Genomic DNA, 19,737 nt, shown 5'->3' with positions numbered 1-19,737 from the left:
CGGCGTGGAATCACCAAGCGAAACCGCCCGTCCCGAAGAGGTGGCAGCCATGCCGGCATCCGATCCTTCCGGTCTCGCGTCGATGGGGGCCTGGCTGCGCGACGACCCGTCGCTGGCCAGGCTGGAGACGCTGAGCCAGGATGTGCGGCAGCTCGCGCTCGACGCCGGCCTGGACCCGGACCGGCACCCCGTGCTCAAGGACCCGACCTGGCCAAGCCGGCTCCGGGCACGGGCCGCCGCGCCGGTCACGGTGACCGTGATCGGCCAGGTGTCCTCCGGCAAGTCGACGTTCGTCAACTCGCTGCTGGGCCGCCGGTTGTTGCCGAGTTCGCAGGACCCGACCGACGGTGTTGTCTCCGTCCTGCAGGCCACGGGGCCCGGCGAGCCGGAGCGGGCGGAGCGGGTCGCCGCCGACGGGCGCGTGGAGCCGTTCGCGTCGCTGGAGGACGGTGTCCGCTTCCTGGCGCGGCAGTCGGCCGGGGAACGGGAGCAGCTCGGCAGCCGGGAGGTCAGGCTGTTCCTCGACGAGCCGATCCTGCAGAACCTGCGGCTGGTGAACACGCCGGGCCTCGGTGACCGGCTCGCGGCGTTCGGGCGGGTCACCCTGGACTGGTTGCACGACGACGCCTCCGACCTGGTGATCTGGACGTTCTTCCCGGACTCCGCAGCCAACCGCGGCGAGCTGGGAATCTTCGGTGACGCCCTGGCGCGGCGGCGCAACGCCGTGCTCGGCGTCGTCACCCGGTCCATGGAGGACCACGAGGACGACCCGGACTTCGATCCGCGCACCGACGCGCAGCTGGCCGGTGTCGTCGCCCAGCTGCGCACCCAGCTCGGCGACTACCTGCACGACGTCATCCTGTACGACGCGTACCGGGCCCGGACGCTGCTGCGGCAGCTGCACGGCGACCCCGGCCGGGTGCACGACCCGCGCTTCGCGGCGGGCCTCGAACGGTGCGGCTACGCCGAGGTCCGGCGGGTCATGACCCGGCTCGCCGGCGACGTCGAGGCGCGCCGGACCCTGCTCATGCGGCAGTGTGCCGGCACCGCCGGCGCGCTCGCCGAGGCCGCCCGCGCCGCCGAGCAGGTGTTCACCGGGCGGGCCCACATCCGCGCCGAGCAGCTGGCCGCGTTCCAGCGCGTGGAACGTGAGGTGATCAACCCGGTACACGAGCTGCTGGACGCCGACCTGATGACCATCGCCGACCGGTTCGCCGCCGAGCTGGTGCACCTGCACACCGAGGCCGCGACCGACGTCATCGCCGCGGAGTTCACCCTCGCCGGGTCGCTGGTCGGCAGTGCCGCCGCGGCGCTGTCCCGGGTCACCGCCCGCGGCTCGCAGGTCGACACCGTCTCCCAGCGGCTCAACCGGGCGATCGAGGCGGAGATGATCCGCAAGCTCGCCGCGACCTCGTTCCAGGAGCGCCTGCACGGCACCACCCGCAGCATCGTCCAGCGGCGGCTCAGCGCGCTCGCCGGGGAGCTGCGGATCAGTGTCGCGGACCGGCGCCCGGGCGGGCAGGCCGTCGCCACCGTCGACGTGCGACCGGTCGGCGGCATGGCACAACCCGTCGTCGAAGGCATCGTCAGCCACGTCATGGGTACCGTCGCGGAGGCCGCCGCCAAGAGCATCGTCGGTGGTGCCAGCGCCGCCATCGGCCGCGGCGCGATCGAGCAGGTCGGCACCGCGGTCGCCGTCGGCGCCGCCCGCACCGCGACCACCTCCACCGTCGCCAAGGCCGTCGGGCTGTTCACGGTCGTCATGGTGCCGCTGGACGTGCGCAAACTGTTCAAGGACTTCAACGAGGGCAAGGCGCGGCTCATCCAGGGCATCGCCGCGACGTACGAGCGCAGCCGGTGGCTCTACGCCGGCCGCATCCGCGACACGCTGGCGCCGATCGCCGACGGGGCGGTCGAGGACCTCCGGGCGGCGGCCCGATCGGGGCTCGTCCCGGCGGACTCCGAGGAGCAGCGGTGGGCGGAGCTGGCGGCCGCCGCCGACAACGCCGCCAACGCGATGCTGCAGATCAAGCAGACTATGGACACCGCCGCAGCCGTAGGCCATGACCGCCGCTGAGCATGCCGCCGGGTGCCTGGCGGTCCTCGACGCCGCCGTCACCCTCGCCGAGACGGCGGCGACGCTCGCGGAGGCGCCGTGCCCCGCCGGCCAGCAGCTGCGCCGCATGCGCGAGGACTGGGCCGGGACCACCCTGCGGGTCGCGGTCGTCGGGGCCTCCTCCACCGGCAAGAGCACCCTGCTGCAGCACCTCTTCGGTCCGGTGCCGCTGCCGACCGGACGCACGGCGACGACCGCGGCGGTGACCGTCCTGCAGCACGGCCCGGCCGCCGAGGCCGAGGCCCACCTGCGCACGGCGCTGACCATCGACGCCGACGCCGTGCGCTCCGGGCAGCGAGGGCTTGGCGCCGACGACGACCTGCGCCGGGCCCTCGCTGCCTGGTGCGCGGAACCCGACGCGTACGGGCTGCTCGGCATCACCCGCACCGTCGGGCGGACCTCGACCCCGCTCACCGCCGCGGACCTCGACGCGTCCCTGCCGGCGGCGGCCTGGCGGACCGGCCGGATCGACGTGACCTTCGCCGAGGCACCGCCGCTGCGCTTCGACCTGACCGACGACGAGGGCGCCCGGGCCTTCGCCGCCGCCGTCACCGACCCGGTGCAGGCGCTGCGCGTGTCCCGTGCCGTGTGCCGGCTGCCGCACCCCCGGCTGGACGGGGTCACCGTCATCGACACCGCCGGGTTCGGCTCCCCGTCACCGCTGCACGACCAGCTGTCTGCGGAACTGCTGCAGCGGCGCCCGGACATTCTCGTCGTGCTGCTCGATGCCCGCCGGCCCGACAGTCCCCCGAGCCACGACGCGCTCGGCGCGATCCGCCCGGTCCTCGCGGGCCACGACCGGGTGCGCCTCGTCGTCGGGCTCACCCACGCCGACCGCGCTCTGCGCAGCCACCTCGCCGACCTCGACCTCGACGCGACTCCGGCGCTCGTCGAAGACTTCATCGACGTCTCGTACCGCCGGGCCGCCGCCCTGCTCGCCGAGGAGCTGGGGATCGCCCCCGCGGCGATGCCGGCGATCCTGCCGCTGGCGCTGTCCCGGCAGGCACCGCCACAGCTGCGGCACCAGGTGGACGACTTGTGGAAGCAGGTCGAGCAGCTCGGCGGCGCCGGCGTCGACCGCGACACCTGGATCGCCCGCGGCCGGATGGCCGCCGCCGTGATCCAGGACCTGGCCCGGTTCTGCGTCCGGCATTCACAGCAGCTGCGGCTGGAGCACGAGGAGCTGCGACGCCACGCCGACGAGGTCCGGCAGCGGGGCCGCTCCAACCTCGCCGGTCACGCCGCGGCCCGCGCCGGCGTGGCCCGTGCGGTCCGCAGCATCCGCACCGCCGTCGTCAGCGAACGCACCACCCTGCTGAGCGGCATCGACCAGCTGCGCAGGGACAAGGACTTCCGGCGGTACCTCACCGACGAGTACCCCGACGCCCTGCACCGGGCGGTGACCGCCATCCGCGGCGTCGCCGAGGCGCACCACAAGGAGCTGCGCCGCAAGTTCATCGTCCCCGGCCTGCTGGCACCGGTCCTGCTCGACGACCGCGTGCTGCGCCCGGACGGCCGAACCACCGCCGCGGCGAAACGCCGGATCTCGGGCCTGTCGCACCGGATCAAGCAGGGCTGGAGCTTCGCGCTGGGCAGCATCGCCGACCTCGCCGCCCGGGACCTCGGCGCCGCCCGGGCGCAGCTGAGCCAGCACGCCTACCACCAGCTCAACCAGGTCGGCCTGCACCTGGAGCACTGGGTCAACCACATCAACCGGCTCCTGTCCGCCGACCTCGCCGCCGTCCGCCGCCACGACCAGCGCCACCGCGCCCAGCTGCACGAGCTCACCACCCGCATCGCGGCGAACCGGCAGCGCGCCGACCGGCTGCAGTCGTGCGCCCGCGAGGCCGAGGCGCTGCCCGCCACGCTGCCCAGGTAGCGCACCCGCTGTTCAGGTCCGCACCCTGCCTATGCTGGCCCCATGTTCTCCGACGCGGACCTGCCGCTGTACTACGAATGGCACGGCGAGCCCCGCGCCGACCGCCGGCCGCTGCTGCTCATCCACGGCGGCGGGTCAACGATCGAGTCGAACTGGGGCCGGCTCATCCCGCTGCTGCGCGACTCCCGCCGCCTGCTCGCCGTCGAGCTGCAGGGGCACGGCCGGACCGGGGCGGGTGAGGGGCCCGCGTCGTTCGAGGGTTCCGCCGACGGCGTCGCCGCGCTGCTGGCGGAGCTGGGCGTGGGGCCGGTCGACGTGCTCGGCTTCAGCAACGGCGGCCAGGTCGCGATGCAGCTCGCCGCGCGCCACCCGGCGGCGGTCGGCCGCCTCGTCGTGGCGTCGGCGCCGTTCCGCCGCGACGGCATGGTCGACGGCTTCTGGGAGGGCATGGCCGGTGCGACGTTCGAGCACCTGCCGCAGGTGTACCGCGACGCCGACCTCGCGGTCAGCGGCGACCCGGCCCACGCCGAGCGGATGTTCGAGCTGGACCGCGAGCTGATGCTCACCGGATTCACCGACTGGTCCGACGCCCTGCCCGCCGCGATCGCCGCGCCGACCCTGGTCGTCGTCGCCGACCGGGACGTGGTGCGGGTCGAGCACGCCGCGCGCCTGGCCGCCCTCATCCCCGGCGCCCGCCTGCTGGTCGTCCCCGGCAACCACGGCGACTACCTGGGCGAGCTGGCCGCGGCGAGCGACCCGGGCCCGCTGCGCCGCACACTGCCCTTCGTCGAGGACTTCCTCGCCGACAACGCCGCCTGAACCCACTCCCCCGCGACGGCGGCGTCGAAGCGGTCGGCCGGCTCGAGAAACGCGTCCCCCCAGCCGCTGGAGATCGCGACCTCCTGGATGGGACCGGTCGGCGCGAAGAGGATCGACAGCCCCACGGGTGTACCACCGGCCGCGACGTGGTCGACGGTCGTGGGCCTTGCCGCGAGGACGCCGGCCGGCACCGTGACGTACTCGGCGGCGGCGCCGTCGCGGACGAACGGGATGAGGCCGTACACCTTCTCGCCGGGGGCCGGCTCGGTGACGCCCGGACCACGGGTGGCCGGGGCATCGCAGCCGGCACGCTGAACGGCTGGGCGACCGTGAATGCCGGCACGGCGTCCGTACCGGCCTGGGCGGGGCTGGCCAGTCAGGTGGTGTCGCGGGCCGCGTTGATGCGCAGCGCTTCCTCGAGCTGGTCCTCGAGGATGATGATCCGGCAGGCGGCCTCGACGGCGGTGCCCCCATCGACCATGTCCCGCGCGCGGGCGGCGAGGCGGAGCTGATAGCGGGAGTAGCGGCGGTGTCCGCCGCCGGAGCGGTGCGGGGTGATGAGTTTCAGCTCGTCGAGGCGGCGCAGGAAGCCCTGCGAGGTACCGACGATTTCCGCGGCACGGCCCATGGTGTAGGCCGGGTAGTCCTCGTCACCGAACATGTCATCGGGTTGGGCCATAGATCCTCCAGGTCGAGGGCCCCGGCGCTACTGCGCCGGGGCCCAAGGGTTTATGGGTCAAACACCATCTACCGGCACGTTCGCCGGCTTGTCGTGTCCGCACCGGACGCCACAGACAGCGTCGGGTGCGAGGATCGCATATGCGTGACCGAAGACCACCTCTCGTTCGATGGAGACTGCGGTGTCCACCCCGGCGGAACTGCTGCCGGTGCGGGCGATCCAACGGTGTACGGCCCTCCCTTTCCTCTACTTTTCTTACCGCGTGCCGAACTCCGCGGGTGCTGTGGGTCCACGCAACTTCATGACCCTCACCTGCGGATGAAACCGTGCTACGGGCGATGCCACCAACACCTTCTCTGGCTCACCCATCGTCCTTCCGTGCCGAGCGAACCTGCGGTGTTGCTGCCGGCTCAGCTCCTGCGCCCAACGGGTGGGGCGCTTCGTCAGCGTCTTTGTGTTCTCTGCTCTCGACCTGAAAAACGTTAGCCGACAGCAGCGAGCATGTCTAGCTTCTCCACCATAGATTTTCTCGGCGGGTCGCCAGCGCCTCGGGGGCGGCGTCACCTGCCCGCCCATCTCTGACCCGTCACGCCCGCCGCCCCCGGAACCACCGCCCCCGGCTCGGGAATCCTCGGCCGCGCAGTCGCATCCATCTCTGTCGCATCGAGTTGCGGGTGACAAATGGGTCGGTATCTTCGAGCCCGAGCACCGACAAAGGATCGAGGTGAACGATGCCGCTCCTGACCGAGATCGGCATGCCGTCGGCCGGCAAGGTCACGATCGTCCTCAGTGGCGAGCTGGAACAGCAGACCGCTGATCAGTTCCGCACGACGGTCCGTGCAGCACTGCAGCTGGAGCCGACCGTGCTGACAGTGGACCTCGCACTGATCACGTTCATGGACTCGTCAGGTCTCAGCGCGATCGTGGCCGCCAAACGCTGGTGCGACGACGCCGGCTGCAGCCTGGACCTCGAAGCGCTGACCCCTGCGATGCACCAACGGATCCAGGTCAGCGGCCTCGCCGACCTCTTCGGCCTGCCGGAACCACCGGCATGACAACGCCGCGATGAGGCGGGGTTCGAGGAGCCGCCATGGTCACCTGCGCGCTCATCGGTGGGCTCCTGCGCGTGCATGAGTCGTGCGAGGTGATCGGTCTTGACGCGGTCGTCGAAGGGCGGGTCGAGACGAACCCGCGGCCGGCTGACACGGCAACGCCGGCCATGGCGGGGGTGCCGGTCAGCTGGTGTCGAGAGGAATGCAGAACCGCAGTACCGTGCCACGACCGGCCGGGCTGACGATCTCCATCTGGCCGCCGAGGGTCTCGATGCGGTCCTGCAGGCCGATCAGTCCCGAACCCTGGCCCGTGGTGGCGCCCCCGATGCCGTCGTCTCGGATCGAGAGTTGAAGGGTCGATTCGCCGGCCTCGGCGTTGACGTGGACGACGGTCGCCCGGGCGTGCCTGGCGGCGTTCGTGAGTGCTTCGGACACGATGAAGTACGCGGTGATCTCGGCTCGGTCGGGGAGCCGGCGGTCGATGTCCAGCATGAGCTCGACCGGAACCGCACTGCGGCGGGCGAGCGTCTTGAGCGCCGGGCCCAGCCCACCCCTGGACAGGATCGCCGGATGGATGCCCCGGGAGATCTCCCGTAGGTCGTCGCAGACGTCGGTCAGGCCGTTCGCGGTGAGCGCCAGTTCCTTCCGGACCGTGTCCAAGCCTGGCGGCAACGTGGCTTCCATGGAGCGCAGGTGGAGACCGAGCGAGATGAGACGTTGCTGTGCGCCGTCGTGCAGGTCGCGCTCGATCCGGCGGCGAGTGTCGTCCGCGGCGGCGACGATGCGGGCGCGGGAGGCGGCGAGCTGCGTGCGGCTTTCGGCGTTGGCGACCGCGGTCGCGACCAGCTTTGTGAAGTCGATCAGGCGTGCCTCGGCGGCAGCCGATATCGGCGTGGGTGACGTGGTCGAGGCGATGGCTGCGCCCCAGAGACGGCCCTCGACCACGACCGGCACGGCGACCCCCGAGCGAATGCCGAGCTGCCGCAGCCTCGCGGCGGTGGGGCCGGCCGCGTGTGCATAGCTCACTCGGGCCGGGTGGCCGGTGCGCTTGACGATCCCGGATACGCAGTCACCTTCGAGCGACAGGACCGTACCGGCCGGCATCTGGGCGATGCCGGGCTCGTTGCGGCCCGAGACGAGGGTGCCCATGCCGCTCGGCTCGAAGCGGACGAGCCCGGTGTTCTGGGGGCCGCAGATCCGGCGCAGCTCCGCCGTCACCGCGTCGAAGACTTCGGCCGGGGCGGCTCCCTGCGCGACCAGGACCGCCACCCGCCGCATCGCGGCCTGTTCCTCGACCAGCCGGGCGGACTCTTCCTGGCTTGCCCGCAGCGAGCTGGTGATCGCCTCGCGTTCGCATCCGGCAACCAGGAGCGACTCCAGCGACGGCACCACCCGCCGTCGCAGGCGTTCCAGCGTCGGTCCGGGGAGGTCCGCCGGGACCAGCAGGGTGGCCAGGCGCGTCGCGTGGTCATACAGCGGCAGCGCGACCAGCCGCTCGCCTCCGCCGACCGCACCGAGCTCGATGGCCGCGGACCGCAGGCCGAACACCGCCGCGATCCGCTGCGACGCCGGGCCGAGGACCGAGCGCAGGTCGCCGGCGCGCAACAGCCGGCGGGCCAGCTCGGCGGCGAGGTCGGCCTCCTGGCGTCGCTGCACGGCCTCGGCGTTGCGGGACCGGGCCAGCTGGGCAAGGAAGCTGGTCAGCAGCCCGGCTCCGATGAAGATCACGACGCTCTGCAGATCCCCGCGGGCGTTGAGGTGGAACCCCCAGGAGGGCTTAGCGTGGAAGTAGTTGAAGGCCAGAGCGCTGACCACCGAGGTCACCACGCCGAGCACGGCACCCCACACGGTCGAGATGACCAGGACGCCGCAGAGGTAGACCACGCTTCTGGCGCCTTCCGCGGCGCCCGCCTTGAGCGGGAACAGCAGGGCGGTCTCCGCCGCGATGAGCACCACGGAAGCGATCAGCCCGACCGCGAGCGGCGGCGGCTCCGGACGGAGCAACAACGCCATCAGGCGTGCCCGCATCAGGGACACCCTCCACCTTGCGACGACACGCACCGGTCGCGTCCGGCGCGTGATCGCGGCAACGAGCCGCGCGGCGGAAACCGGACGGAACCCCACGTCTCCGGCCCAATGGTAGCCCGGACGCAGCCAAGGCCGGGTAGCCGACGGCGAGCGCCCGCACAGCCTCTCTGCGGGCGCTCGATCCTCGCTGGAGTCACCGCTCTCCGCTCGGTGATCAGCCGCGTTCCCGACCACTGTCGAAGACCAGCGTCGCGCCGATCCAGGTCTGTACGACGGCCAAGGCGGCCAGATCCGCCGGCTCGGTCTCCAGTGGGTCCGCGGCCAGGACGACGAAGTCGGCGAACTTGCCCACCTCGAGCGAGCCGACCCGATCCTCCCAGCCGATCGCGAACGCCGACCACTCGGTGTACATCCGCAGCGCCTCCTCGACCGTGACCGCCTCCTGGGCATCCAGCACGTCGCCGTCGTTGGTACGCCGGGTGACCGCGGCCTGCATCGCCGGGAACGGGTGGTGCTGGTCCTCGGTGATGCCGATCGCGTCGGAGTTGCCCGGAATCGGCAAGCCGTGGTCGATCAGCGTGCGGAACGGCATCACGGTGCCGATCCGGTCGGTGCCCAGGTGCGCGACGTATCCGGCCGCGGTGGTCAGGATGAAGGCCGGCTGCGGAACGGGCACGACTCCGGAGGCCGCCAGCCGCTTGATCCGTTGGTTGGTCATGAACATGTTGCCCGCGTGCTCGATGCGGTGCCGGGCGACGCCGTGGCGCTCGGCCGGCAGTGCCAACGCACCGTCGAGCGCCTGGTCCAGGGCACGGTCGCCGATCGCGTGCATGGCGATCTGCAGCGCGGCGGCATCGGCGGCGGCGACCAGGGCGGCGACCTCCCCGTCGGTGAACGCGAGCTCGCCGCGGTAGCCGGGCTGGCCGGGGTAGTCCTCGTGGAGGGCCGCCGCCCCTGCGGTGAGCCCGCCGTCGAGGAAGACCTTGAAACCGACCATCGCGAGATGGTCCGGGTCGAGGGCGTCGATCCGGTCCTTGGTACGGCCGGTGCGCACGTCCTCGGCCGACACCACAGCCTCCAGCTTCGGGTACAGCGCGGCGCGCAGCACCAGGTCACCGTCGGCGGCAACCGCGGCGATCGCTTCCAGCCCCGTGCGGTGCAACGGGATGTCGCCGATCGCGGTCACCCCGACGGCGAGGTACCGGTCCTGCACTCGCTTGATCGCCGCCGCGAGCTCCGGGACCGACGGCTGCGGGCCGCCGAGCGGCTCGAACATGTCGTAGGTGCGGCCGGTGGCGACGCCGGTGGTCGGGTCGCGCTCGATGCGGCCGCCGGGTGCGTTCGGAGTGTCGTCGTCGACCCCCAGCAGCTCCAGGCCCAGCGAGTTGAAGACGTTGATGTGGTAGCTCGCCCGGTACATCACCGGGTGGGTGGTGCTGACCCGGTCCAGGTCGTGCCGATCGGGATAGCGCCCCTCGGCGAGCTTGAGGTTCTGGTAGTGCTCCCCCTGACCGAGGATCCACTCCCCGGCGTTCGTGGCGGCGGCGCGCTCCGCGAGCACGGAGACGATCTCCTCGATGCTCGACACCCGCGACGAGCGGCAGTCGACGGCGAGCTCCCAGGAATAGGCGAGCAGCTCCAGGTGGGAGTGGCAGTCGATCAGCCCGGGGATCACCGCCGCGCCGGCCAGGTCGACGACCCGTGCGTCTCCCGCGCCCGCGAGAATCTCCTCCGTCGTCCCGACCGCCGCGACCCGGCCGTCCTCGACGCGAAACGCCTCCGCGACGGTTCCGGCCAGGTCCATGGTGCGGACCCGGCCACCGACGAAGCACACCGTCTCTGTTGGCACTGCTCTACCTCTTTCTGGGCATGGTTGTGAAGCCGCCGTCGCGGGTGAGGCCGACAGTGGCGGGTCGGGAAGCGATTCAGCGGACGGCAGGCATCTGCACGGTCTTGGTTTCCAGGTACTCCTCGACGCCGAGCCGCCCCCGCTCCCGTCCGAGGCCACTGCTGCGCATGCCGCCGAACGGCAGGGCCGGCTCGCTGATCAAGGGGGTGTTGACGCCGACCGAGCCGGCCTTGAGCTTGCGGGCAACCGCGGTCGCGGCGGCCTGGTCACCGCCGAACACGTACGCCGCAAGGCCGTACTCGGTCGCGTTGGCCAACCGGACCGCCTCGTCGACGTCGGCGCAGCGGATGACGCTGAGCACCGGGCCGAAGAACTCCTCGCCGAGCACGGCGGGCTGGCTCTGCCCTTCGGCCATCAGCAGCGTCGGCGCCAGGAACGCGCTGGCTGCGTTCTCGGCGGTTCTGGCACCGCCCGCGACGACGGTCGCGCCGCCCGCCACGGCCTGGGCCAGCTGCGCCTCGATCCGTTGCACGGCCGCGTGGTCGATGAGCGGGCCCATCGTGGTCGCCGGGTCGAGCGGGTCGCCGAGGACGATCTGGTCGACCGCCGCGGCGAGCTCGGCGACCAGGTCGCCGGCTTTCGACTCGACGACGTAGACGCGGTTGGCCGCCATGCATGCCTGCCCGGCGTTGAGGAACCGGGCCCGGACCAGGTCACGGGCGGTCTGGGCGACGTCCGCGTCGGGGAGTACCACCGCGGCCGCGTTGCCGCCCAATTCGAGAAGGACCCGTTTGATCGACGACGCGGCCTTGCGCATGACGAGCTCGCCCACCTTGCGCGACCCGGTGACGCTGATGCACCCGACCTCGGGGGCGTCGAGCAAGGCGTCGCTGACCCGCTGTGGATCGCCGGCGACGACGACGTTGAGGACACCGGGTGGGAGTCCGGCGTCGGCGAAGCAGCGTGCGATGGCCAGCGCGGTGAGCGGCGTCTGCGGGGCCGGCTTCAGCACGACCGTGCAGCCGGCTGCGAGTGCGGCGCCGACCTTGCAGGCCACCATGAACGCGGGGAAGTTCCACGGCGTGATCGCCACGACAACCCCGATCGGCTCGTGCAGCACCAGGGCGTCGCGTCCGGGCGCGACGCCGGGCCATGCCTCGCCGGGCAGCCGCAGCGTCTCGTGGCTGAACCACTCGAAGAAGCGGACCGTGTTGCGGGCCTCGCCGGTCGCCTCGGCCAGCGGCTTGCCGGTCTCCGCGCTGATGAGCTCACCGAGCGCCTCGACCCGCTCCCCCAGTAGGTCGGTCGCTCGGCTGAGGACCTCGAAGCGCTGCCAGCCGGTGGCCGACGACCACCCGTCGAGGGCGGCCGCCGCCGAAGCGACCGCCGCGGCCGCCAGGTCCGCGTCGGCGTCGCCGACCGCGCAGATCGTTGCCCCGGTGGCCGGGTCGCGGACCTCGAACGTGTCCGGGGAGTCGACCACCCAGGTGCCGCCGATCCACGAGCCCGGGCTGTCCCCCACGAGCTGTGCGACCAGATCGGTCGTCCGGCTGCTCATCGAGCGCCCTCGGCGCCGCAGGCGGCGTATTCGGCCTCGGCGACCTCACCGGTCCACTCGACGTCGCCGAAGTGGAGCACCAGCTGGATCAGCTGGGCCGCGGCGGTGGCGCCGTGCCAGTGCTCAACCCCGGGCTCGGTCCAGACGACGTCGCCCGGGCGCATCACCACCACCTCGCCGCCGCGCTCCTGGATCCAGCCCTCGCCCGAGACGGTGTAGAGCATCTGGCCGCCCGGGTGCCGGTGCCAGTGCGTGCGCGACCCGGGCGCGAAGAACATGTTGAGGGCGCGGGTCCCGCCGTCGGCCAGGACGATGTCCGACCAGACCTGTCCGGTCGTGGTCGCCGGTCGCATGGCCGAGACCCGGTCCGCCGGAATACCTCGTCCGATGATCATCGTGCTCCTCTGGTTCGTGTGGTCGGGTCAGTCGGTGCTACGGCGGACGTCGGCCAGCACGCGGTTGCTCGCGTTGTAACCGGTGACGCCGCTCATGAAGTTGCCCGGCCAGTTGCCGACGCCGGTCAGGTAGAGCCCCTCGACCGGGGTCCGGTAGTCGGCGCAGCCGGGGATCGGCCGCGAGTCGAAGATGCGTCCGGGCACGATGTCGCCGTGAGCGCCGTTGCCCTCGACCAGGGCGAATTCGCGCTCGAGGTCCAGCGGCGAGTAGACGTGGACGCCGGCCAGGATCTCGGACAGGTTCGGGATGTGCTCCTCCAGCGTGCTGACCACGGCCTTGCCCAGGTCGTCGCGCTGCTCGTCCCAGGTGCCCTCGGCCAGGTGATACGGAACTCCCCGGACACTGAGGCTCACGAAGTGGCAGCCTGGCGGGGTCAGCGAGGGGTCGTGCGCCGAGTCGATCATCGCGGTGACGGTGGGCCGCCTGGTCCAGCGGCCGAGCACCGCCTCGTTGTAGGCGTTCTGCAGCACGTCGATGCTGGCCGCGATCCGGAAGTTGGTGCCGAGGAAGAGGCGGTTCTCCTCCTCGTCCTGGGCGGCGGCGAACCGTGGGGTGCCCTCGAGCGCGAGATGGACCTTGGCGGAGGTGCCCTTCATGCTGACAGCCTGTGCGACGTCGTACAGGTCCTCCCCGATGTCCTCGGGTCCGACCAGCCTGGTCAGCGTCAGCTTCGGGTTCGCGTTGGAGACGACCCGCGGCGCGCGGAACTCGCGCCCGTCGCTGAGGACGACACCGAGGACCCGCTGGTCCTTGCAGAGGATGCGCTCGACCTCCGCGCCGGTGAGGATCGTGGCTCCGTGGGCGCGGGCGGACGCTGCCATCGCGCCGGTCACGGCGCCGATGCCGCCGAGCGGTGCGGCGTTGCGCATCATCAGCTCGTTGTCGTCGTGGCTGCCGGCACCGCGCAGCGACTCTTCCCACAGCGGCCGCTGCAGCAGCAGGTAGCCGCTGCCGGGGGTGCGCGGGCCGACGAAGTTGGTCGCGACCGCGGTGCCGGCGAAGAACGCCTGCAGCTGCGGTGACGAGAGCCGCTCCTCGAGGATGTCGGCGACCGAACCGAACATGATCGACTCGAAGTCGTGGCGCTGGCGCGGGGTGGTGAAGCGGGCGGCCACCTCGGCGAACGACGGCGGCGGGTCGTAGAAGGAGACGTTCATCCGCCGGGCGACCGAGGCGTACAGCTCGATGACCGACGCGTAGCCGTCGAGGTCCGCGTCTCCGTGCGCGAACTGCCGCATGACCGCCCGGCGCTTGGCCCGGTCCGGCCAGGCCGGCAGGGCCCGGCCGTCCGTGAAGAGGGTCAGGGATCCCAGCGGCGGGTGGGCGAAGCGGAGTCCGTGCTTCTCCAGCTCCAGCTCGGCGACGATGCGCGGATCGAGGCTGTGGCTGGCATTGGCCACGCTGCTGCCGCGGTAGCCCGGGAAGATCTCTTCGGTGACGCAGGTGCCACCGACGATGTCGCGCCGCTCCAGGGCAAGCACTTTCAACCCGGCCCGAGCCAGGTACCCGGTGGCCACCAGACCGCTGTGTCCGGTCCCGACGACGATCACGTCGTACGCCTGCTCCATCCGCTTCCTCTCGTTCCGTCGCTGTTGCATGGTCAGCCCAGCGGACGGATCCGCCGGGCCGAGACGCGCCATCCCGCACCGGTGCGGGTCACGGTGTCGCGGTAGATCGCGGCGGTGACCTGCCCGCCGGCCCGCAGGGCGAGCGCCTTGCTCTCGCATTCGGCGGTGTCGTCGTCGACGCCGTTCACCACCACGTTCGTGATGTGGTGGCTGACCGCGGGCGTCGCGATCGCCTTGAAGGCCGTGATCACCTCATCAAGCCCGTCGGCCGTGAGACGCCCCGGGTTGTCGAAGGAGATGTCGGCCGCGAAGACCTCTCCAAGCCGGTCGTACTCATGGGCGTCGAGGAGGTAGGCGACCCGGTTGAGGACGTCCTCGATCGCGCGCGCATCGGCCGGGCTCATGGGTTGGTTGATCACTGGACTCCTTCAAATACTTCCATACAGTGGAAGTCCAACTTCCGTACCATAGGATGCCCTCGGATCCGAACGCGGTCAAGCGCCACCACGGCATTCGCGAGAGCGGTCGGAAGAAGATCCCGAAGGAGACCCGAATGACGATGCGCGAGCCGACCTGTGCCGACCGGACCTGGGTGAACGAGGCGATCCGCCGAGTCGAGGCGGACGCCAACCGCAGTTCCGACACCCACCTGCTGCCCTTCGACCTGCCCGGCCGGCACGGCATCGACCTGTACCTGAAGGACGAGTCCTCGCACCCCACCGGGAGCCTCAAGCACCGGCTCGCCCGCTCGCTGTTCCTGTACGCGCTGTGCAACGGCTGGATCGGCCCGACCACGACGGTGGTCGAGGCGTCCAGCGGCTCGACCGCGGTGTCCGAGGCGTACTTCGCCCGCCTGCTGGACCTGCCGTTCATCGCCGTCGTCCCGGCCTCGACCAGCCCGGCCAAGCTCGAACTGATCGAGTGGCACGGCGGGCGCTGCCAGATGGTGGATCATGCAGGGCAGGTGTACGACGAGGCGCGACGCCTCGCCGCCGAACTCGGTGGCCACTACCTCGACCAGTTCACCTACGCCGAGCGGGCCACCGACTGGCGCGGCAACAACAACATCGCCGAGTCGATCTTCGAGCAGATGTCCGGCGAGGCACACCCGGTGCCGGCCTGGATCGTCGCCAGCGCCGGCACCGGCGGAACGGCGGCGACCATCGGGCGCTACCTTCGCTACCGGCGCCACCCGACCCGGCTGCTCGTGGCAGATCCCGAGCACTCGGTCTTCTTCGACGCCTGGCGCAGCGGCGATCGCGACCTGCGCTCGGCCCGAGGCTCCCGGATCGAGGGGATCGGCCGCCCACGGGTCGAGCCGTCGTTCATGCCCGATGTGATCGACGAGATGGTGCGCGTGCCGGACGCGGCGTCGGTCGCGACGATGCTGTGGACCTCCCGCCGCCTGGGCCGCCGGGTCGGGCCCTCGACGGGGACGAGCATGTGGGCGACCCTCCAGCTCATCGCCGGGCTCGAGCGGGCGGGCGAGCGGGGCAGCGCGGTGGGCCTGATCTGCGACGGCGGCGAACGCTATGCCTCGACGTACTACGACGCGTCCTGGCGTGCGGACCAGGGCATCGACGTGACCCCGTACCTCGCGGTGCTGGACGAGTACGAGCGGTCGGGATCACTTGCCGGCGTGATCGCGGGAAAGCCCGGCGACGGCTCTTGACAGGTCGCCGCCCGGGCCACAGCATCTCTGAAATGGAAGTCACACTTTCATGCCGTGGAAGCGCGACTCGAAGTGGAGCACGCAGCCGACAGGCCGCCCCGACCAAGAAGGAAGACTCATGCGCACAAGTCTCAGCGTGACCTGGGGCCGGCGTCGCGCCTGTGCCGTGCTGGCCGCGGCCGTCGTGGCCCTGGGCAGCCTCACGGCCTGCTCAGGCGGCGGAGACGAGAAGGGGTCGATCACGTACGCCGGCTTCGGCGGCACGTATCAGGAGGCCGTCAAGACAGCGCTGTTCGACCCGTACTCGAAGGACACCGGCGTCAAGGTCCTCTACGACAGCAGTGGCTCCGACGTTGCCAAGCTCGTGCAGATGTCCAAGTCCAACTCGATGACGCTCGACCTCATCGACGCCGAGGACTCCTCGCTGGCCCAGTTCATGGCCGCCGGCGTGCTGCAGCCGATCGACACCAAGAGCCTCAGCGGATTCGCCGACCCGAGCGCGGTCACCGAGTACTCGGTGCCGTGGTACACCTTCTCCCGCAACCTGTTCTGGAACAAGGACAAGGTGCCCAGTGGCCTCCACTCCTGGGCCGACCTGTTCGACACCAAGCGCATCCCGGGCAAGCGCGGCATGGTGGGGCTGCCCTGGGGCATCCTCGAGGGCGCGCTGATCGCCGACGGCGTCAAGGCCGACCAGCTCTACCCCCTCGACCTCGACCGCGCCTTCGCCAAGCTCAACACCATCCGCAAGGACACCGTCTTCTTCCGCTCCAACGGTGACCTGCAGAACGCGATCTCACAAGGCGAGATCACGCTCGGCTACGGCAACCTCGCGCGGATCAAGAGCATCGCCAAGAGCGGCGCGGTGCCGCTGGACTACACCTGGCAGGGCGCGGTCCTCTCCGTTCAACAGCTCGTCATTCCCAAGGGAGCACCGGACGAGCAGGACGCCTTCAAGGCGATCGAGTACTCACTGAAGCCCGAGGTCCAGAAGAGCATCATGGACAAGCTCGGCTACACGCCGTCGCTGAAGTCGGTGCTCGACGGCCTCGACGCCAAGACACGCGCCGACCTGCCCGGCACCGCGGAAACCACCAGTGACGAGACCTTCCGCATCGACGTGAACTGGTGGGCCAAGAACGGCGCGGACGTGCTCAAGCGCTGGCAGGACTGGCAGAACGGGTGACCACCACTCCGGCATCCCCACAATTGGACCGGTCGGTGCCGGCCTCCCGCACGGACGGAGGCCGGCGCCGCCGGCGGCGCGGCTGGGACCTCAGCGGGATTCCCGCGGTCGCTGTCGTGACCCTGGTCTTCGTGCTGCCCGTCGCGATCCTCTGCCTGCGCAGCGTCACGGAACCGACCCTCGGCCTCGAGAACTTCACCCGGCTCCTCGGGCACTCCGGCTATGTCGACAACATCGTGCGGACGATCCTGATCTCCGCGGCCTCGACGTTGGTGGCGCTGCTCCTCGGCTACCCGATCGCATACCAGATGGTGCACGGCGGCACCTGGCTGCGCACCTTCCTGACGGTGGCGGTCATGGCGCCCTACCTGACCTCGATCCTGCTGCGGTCGTTCTCCTGGCTGGTGATTCTCGGACGCCAGGGCCCGATCAACAAGCTGATCGAGCACTTCGGGTTGGAACCGCTCCAGATGGTCTTCACCCCGATCGCGGTCGTCGTCAGCCTCTCCCACTACCTGCTTCCGCTGATGATCCTGCCGCTGGCCGCCACGATGCGCTCGGTCGACGGCTCACGGATGCGCGCCGCGACCAGTCTCGGCGCCGGGCCGGCCCAGGCGTTCGTCCGGATCTATCTGCCGTTGACCAAGCCCGGCATCCAGGCGGGATCGGTCCTGTGCTTCGTGTACGGCATCGGCGCGTTCGTGATCCCGGCGCTGCTCGGCGGCTCCAAGGGCAGCATGCTCGGCCCACTGATCCACAGTGCGATCAAGCAGAGCGCCGACTACGGCCTCGCCGCGGCCGCCGCCCTCGTGCTCGGCGTCCTGGTCCTGGCCATCGTCCTCGTCTTCCAGCGGCTGACAGGGATGTCGACGACCGATCTCGCCGGGCGGCCCGGCACCGCGGTCACCCGCTCCCCCCGCGCCATGCGCAGCGGCGGACGCGCCCTCAGGCTCGCCGGACGCGCAGTCGGCGCGCTCGACCGCCTCGGCGTCACCCGCAGCCGCGGACTGCCGAAGGTCGTGGCCGCCGTCCTCGGTGCACTCATCCTGGCGCCGCAGTTCATCGTCATCCCGATCTCGTTCGCCGCCACCGAGGCCCTGGTCTTCCCACCGGTCGGCTACTCGCCCCAGTGGTACTCGGAGTTCTTCACCGAGAGCTGGCTCGATCCGCTCACGGTCAGCCTCCGGATCGGGCTCTTCGTGACCGTCATCGCGGGAGTGCTCGGGACGCTCGCCGCGATGAGCGTCGTCCGGGGAACGGTCCGCGGGTGGACAGCGCTGACCTCGACCCTGATGATGCTGCCGCTGCTGTTCCCGACGGTGGTCGCCGCCGCCGGCTTCTACGTGGAGTTCGAACGGATCGGACTCGTCGACACCGAGCTGGGAATCGTCTTGGCCCACGTGACGCTGGCGCTGCCGTTCGTGTTCAGCGTGGTCAGCGCGGGGCTCCGCTCGCTCAACCCGGTCTACGAACGAGCCGCTTCCAGTCTGGGTGCGAGCCGGGCAGTCCAGCTGCGCCGGGTCGTGCTGCCGCTGATCGCCCCGTCCATCGTGACCGCGGCCCTCTTCGCGTTCCTGACCTCCTTCGACGAATCGACGGTCGCGATCTTCCTCTCCGGCGTTCACGTCAAGACGCTCCCGAAGCGGATCTTCGAGGCGCTCTCGCTGGAGACCAACCCGACCGTGGCGGTGATCTCCGTCTTCGTCATGGCGTGCGCCGCTGTCATCTGGCTCGGCTATGCGCTGTTCCGCCGCCTCACCCGGACCTCGAGGAGCAACCCATGACCGCCCGCCACGGCGCGATCCATTTCGACAACGTCCGCAAGGAGTACGCCGACCACGTCGCCGTCGACGACCTCACCCTCACGATCGAGCCCGGTGAGTTCTTCACCGTCCTCGGCCCGTCAGGATCGGGCAAGACCACGACCCTGATGATGCTCGCCGGCTTCACCGAGCCGACCTCGGGGACCATCCGTGTCGACGGCGTCGACATCGCGCACGTGCCGAGCGACAAGCGCAACATCGGCGTCGTGTTCCAGGACTACGCGCTCTTCCCCCACATGTCGGTCCGAGACAACCTCGCCTTCCCACTGGAGATGCGCAAGGAGCCGCGCGAGATCATCACCGAGCGTGTCAACCGGGCACTCGAGCTCGTCGACATGACTGCCGCCGCCGACCGGCGGCCCGACCAGCTCTCCGGCGGCCAGAAGCAGCGCATCGCGGTGGCGCGCGCAGTGGTGTTCGATCCGGCGTTCCTGCTCATGGACGAGCCACTGGGCGCCCTCGACCGAAAGTTGCGGCAGCGCCTGCAGGTCGAGCTCCGGCAGCTCCAGCAGGCGCTGAAGGTGACAATGGTCTACGTCACCCACGACCAGGAGGAGGCGATGTCGATGTCCGACCGCATCGCCTTGATGAACCACGGCCGGATCGAGCAGATGGGGACGCCGCGGGAGCTCTACGAGCACCCCCGGTCCGCCTTCGTCGCCGACTTCCTCGGCACGAACAACATGTTCGACGTCCGTCCCGCGGGCCCGGGGCTGCTGAGCGTCGACAACGGCGGGCTGCTGCCGGTCGACGACGGCAGGGTCGTGCCCGCCGCCGGGTCCGCGGCCGCGGTGCGTCCGGAGCGGATAGCACTGACCGACATCGCGGCTGCCCCACCTGCTGGGTTCAGCCACTGCACCGGGAAGGTCACGCACCGTCTCTACCTCGGCTCGCACACGATGTACACCCTCGACTCCGAGACATTCGGACCCGTGCGGGTGCAGATGCAGCATGATGACGGCGAGCATCCCTACCGTACCGGCGAAACAGTGGGCATGATCTGGCGGACACGTGATGTGAACATCTTCGGCTCGACGGCCGAATGATGAAGG

The 19,737-nt window shown here is 71.0% G+C and carries 16 protein-coding genes; 8 read left to right on the top strand and 8 right to left on the bottom strand.

Features of this window, described 5'->3' with window-relative positions:
* Positions 1-49: 49 nt before the first annotated feature.
* From ACFY3L_RS52950 to ACFY3L_RS52940, 3 genes are read left to right on the top strand one after another with little or no spacing between them, the layout of a single operon-like run.
* Complete coding sequence (locus ACFY3L_RS52950) at positions 50-2,077, top strand: dynamin family protein (RefSeq protein WP_389343033.1); 2,028 nt, start codon at positions 50-52, stop codon at positions 2,075-2,077.
* Complete coding sequence (locus ACFY3L_RS52945; protein ID WP_389343030.1) at positions 2,064-3,995, top strand: dynamin family protein; 1,932 nt, start codon at positions 2,064-2,066, stop codon at positions 3,993-3,995. Before ACFY3L_RS52950 ends, ACFY3L_RS52945 begins: the two co-directional genes overlap by 14 nt.
* Before the next feature lie 42 nt (positions 3,996-4,037).
* Complete coding sequence (locus ACFY3L_RS52940) at positions 4,038-4,814, top strand: alpha/beta fold hydrolase (protein ID WP_389343027.1); 777 nt, start codon at positions 4,038-4,040, stop codon at positions 4,812-4,814.
* On the opposite strand, the gene ACFY3L_RS52935 is transcribed toward ACFY3L_RS52940, so the two are convergent.
* Both ACFY3L_RS52935 and ACFY3L_RS52930 read right to left on the bottom strand, forming a co-directional pair.
* Positions 4,721-5,059, bottom strand: coding sequence for a hypothetical protein (locus ACFY3L_RS52935; protein ID WP_389343024.1), 339 nt, complete (start codon positions 5,057-5,059; stop codon positions 4,721-4,723). The two genes, ACFY3L_RS52940 and ACFY3L_RS52935, sit on opposite strands and share 94 nt — an antisense overlap.
* A 131-nt stretch (positions 5,060-5,190) precedes the next feature.
* Complete coding sequence (locus ACFY3L_RS52930) at positions 5,191-5,493, bottom strand: MerR family transcriptional regulator (protein ID WP_354904180.1); 303 nt, start codon at positions 5,491-5,493, stop codon at positions 5,191-5,193.
* A 731-nt stretch (positions 5,494-6,224) separates the two neighbouring features.
* On the opposite strand from ACFY3L_RS52930, the gene ACFY3L_RS52925 reads away from it, so the two are divergent.
* Positions 6,225-6,548, top strand: a complete 324-nt coding sequence (locus ACFY3L_RS52925) for an STAS domain-containing protein (protein ID WP_389343021.1) — start codon at positions 6,225-6,227, stop codon at positions 6,546-6,548.
* A gap of 180 nt (positions 6,549-6,728) precedes the next feature.
* Here the strand turns inward: ACFY3L_RS52925 and ACFY3L_RS52920 are convergent, their stop codons facing one another.
* From ACFY3L_RS52920 to ACFY3L_RS52895, 6 genes are all read right to left on the bottom strand, one after another.
* Positions 6,729-8,573, bottom strand: coding sequence for a DUF4118 domain-containing protein (locus ACFY3L_RS52920; protein WP_389343018.1), 1,845 nt, complete (start codon positions 8,571-8,573; stop codon positions 6,729-6,731).
* Positions 8,574-8,787: 214 nt separating this feature from the next.
* Positions 8,788-10,422 (bottom strand): amidohydrolase, encoded by a 1,635-nt coding sequence (locus tag ACFY3L_RS52915; protein WP_389343015.1) that lies wholly within the window; start codon positions 10,420-10,422, stop codon positions 8,788-8,790.
* A 76-nt stretch (positions 10,423-10,498) separates the two neighbouring features.
* The gene (locus ACFY3L_RS52910; protein ID WP_389343013.1) at positions 10,499-11,980 is read right to left on the bottom strand and encodes an aldehyde dehydrogenase family protein; all 1,482 of its coding nucleotides are present in this window, start codon (positions 11,978-11,980) and stop codon (positions 10,499-10,501) included.
* On the bottom strand, positions 11,977-12,375 hold the full coding sequence (locus tag ACFY3L_RS52905) for a cupin domain-containing protein (protein WP_389343010.1): 399 nt from the start codon (positions 12,373-12,375) through the stop codon (positions 11,977-11,979). The genes ACFY3L_RS52910 and ACFY3L_RS52905 overlap by 4 nt, the downstream gene beginning before the upstream one ends.
* Positions 12,376-12,402: 27 nt before the next feature.
* On the bottom strand, positions 12,403-14,004 hold the full coding sequence (locus tag ACFY3L_RS52900; protein WP_389343007.1) for a phytoene desaturase family protein: 1,602 nt from the start codon (positions 14,002-14,004) through the stop codon (positions 12,403-12,405).
* A gap of 32 nt (positions 14,005-14,036) precedes the next feature.
* Positions 14,037-14,423: a nuclear transport factor 2 family protein gene (locus tag ACFY3L_RS52895; protein ID WP_389343004.1), complete on the bottom strand. Its 387-nt coding sequence runs from the start codon at positions 14,421-14,423 to the stop codon at positions 14,037-14,039.
* A gap of 134 nt (positions 14,424-14,557) precedes the next feature.
* Between ACFY3L_RS52895 and ACFY3L_RS52890 the strand changes: the two genes are divergently transcribed.
* From ACFY3L_RS52890 to ACFY3L_RS52875, 4 genes are all read left to right on the top strand, one after another.
* A complete protein-coding gene (locus tag ACFY3L_RS52890) occupies positions 14,558-15,676 on the top strand; it encodes a PLP-dependent cysteine synthase family protein (RefSeq protein ID WP_389343001.1) in 1,119 nt (372 codons plus the stop codon).
* A 118-nt stretch (positions 15,677-15,794) separates the two neighbouring features.
* Positions 15,795-16,862 carry an ABC transporter substrate-binding protein gene (locus ACFY3L_RS52885; protein ID WP_389342998.1) on the top strand — a complete coding sequence of 356 codons (1,068 nt, stop codon included), beginning with the start codon at positions 15,795-15,797 and terminating at the stop codon, positions 16,860-16,862.
* A gap of 116 nt (positions 16,863-16,978) precedes the next feature.
* On the top strand, positions 16,979-18,646 hold the full coding sequence (locus ACFY3L_RS52880) for an ABC transporter permease subunit (protein ID WP_389342996.1): 1,668 nt from the start codon (positions 16,979-16,981) through the stop codon (positions 18,644-18,646).
* Positions 18,643-19,731 (top strand): ABC transporter ATP-binding protein, encoded by a 1,089-nt coding sequence (locus ACFY3L_RS52875; protein ID WP_389342993.1) that lies wholly within the window; start codon positions 18,643-18,645, stop codon positions 19,729-19,731. The genes ACFY3L_RS52880 and ACFY3L_RS52875 overlap by 4 nt, the downstream gene beginning before the upstream one ends.
* Positions 19,732-19,737 lie beyond the last annotated feature (6 nt).

The sequence above is a fragment of the Dactylosporangium sp. NPDC000521 genome, assembly GCF_042898305.1.
GTDB lineage: Bacteria > Actinomycetota > Actinomycetes > Mycobacteriales > Micromonosporaceae > Dactylosporangium.
The sequence above is the reverse complement of the archived record's forward strand: the minus strand, read 5'-3'. Positions and strand labels throughout refer to the sequence as shown.

Excerpts from the sequence above, each read along its gene's own strand:
- ACFY3L_RS52950 (WP_389343033.1), top strand. The coding sequence starts at position 50 with ATGCCGGCATCCGATCCTTCCGGTCTCGCGTCGATGGGGGCCTGGCTG.
- ACFY3L_RS52945 (WP_389343030.1), top strand. The coding sequence starts at position 2,064 with ATGACCGCCGCTGAGCATGCCGCCGGGTGCCTGGCGGTCCTCGACGCC.
- ACFY3L_RS52940 (WP_389343027.1), top strand. The coding sequence starts at position 4,038 with ATGTTCTCCGACGCGGACCTGCCGCTGTACTACGAATGGCACGGCGAG.
- ACFY3L_RS52930 (WP_354904180.1), bottom strand. The coding sequence starts at position 5,493 with ATGGCCCAACCCGATGACATGTTCGGTGACGAGGACTACCCGGCCTAC.
- ACFY3L_RS52925 (WP_389343021.1), top strand. The coding sequence starts at position 6,225 with ATGCCGCTCCTGACCGAGATCGGCATGCCGTCGGCCGGCAAGGTCACG.
- ACFY3L_RS52920 (WP_389343018.1), bottom strand. The coding sequence starts at position 8,573 with ATGCGGGCACGCCTGATGGCGTTGTTGCTCCGTCCGGAGCCGCCGCCG.
- ACFY3L_RS52910 (WP_389343013.1), bottom strand. The coding sequence starts at position 11,980 with ATGAGCAGCCGGACGACCGATCTGGTCGCACAGCTCGTGGGGGACAGC.
- ACFY3L_RS52905 (WP_389343010.1), bottom strand. The coding sequence starts at position 12,375 with ATGATCATCGGACGAGGTATTCCGGCGGACCGGGTCTCGGCCATGCGA.
- ACFY3L_RS52900 (WP_389343007.1), bottom strand. The coding sequence starts at position 14,004 with ATGGAGCAGGCGTACGACGTGATCGTCGTCGGGACCGGACACAGCGGT.
- ACFY3L_RS52890 (WP_389343001.1), top strand. The coding sequence starts at position 14,558 with ATGACGATGCGCGAGCCGACCTGTGCCGACCGGACCTGGGTGAACGAG.
- ACFY3L_RS52885 (WP_389342998.1), top strand. The coding sequence starts at position 15,795 with ATGCGCACAAGTCTCAGCGTGACCTGGGGCCGGCGTCGCGCCTGTGCC.
- ACFY3L_RS52875 (WP_389342993.1), top strand. The coding sequence starts at position 18,643 with ATGACCGCCCGCCACGGCGCGATCCATTTCGACAACGTCCGCAAGGAG.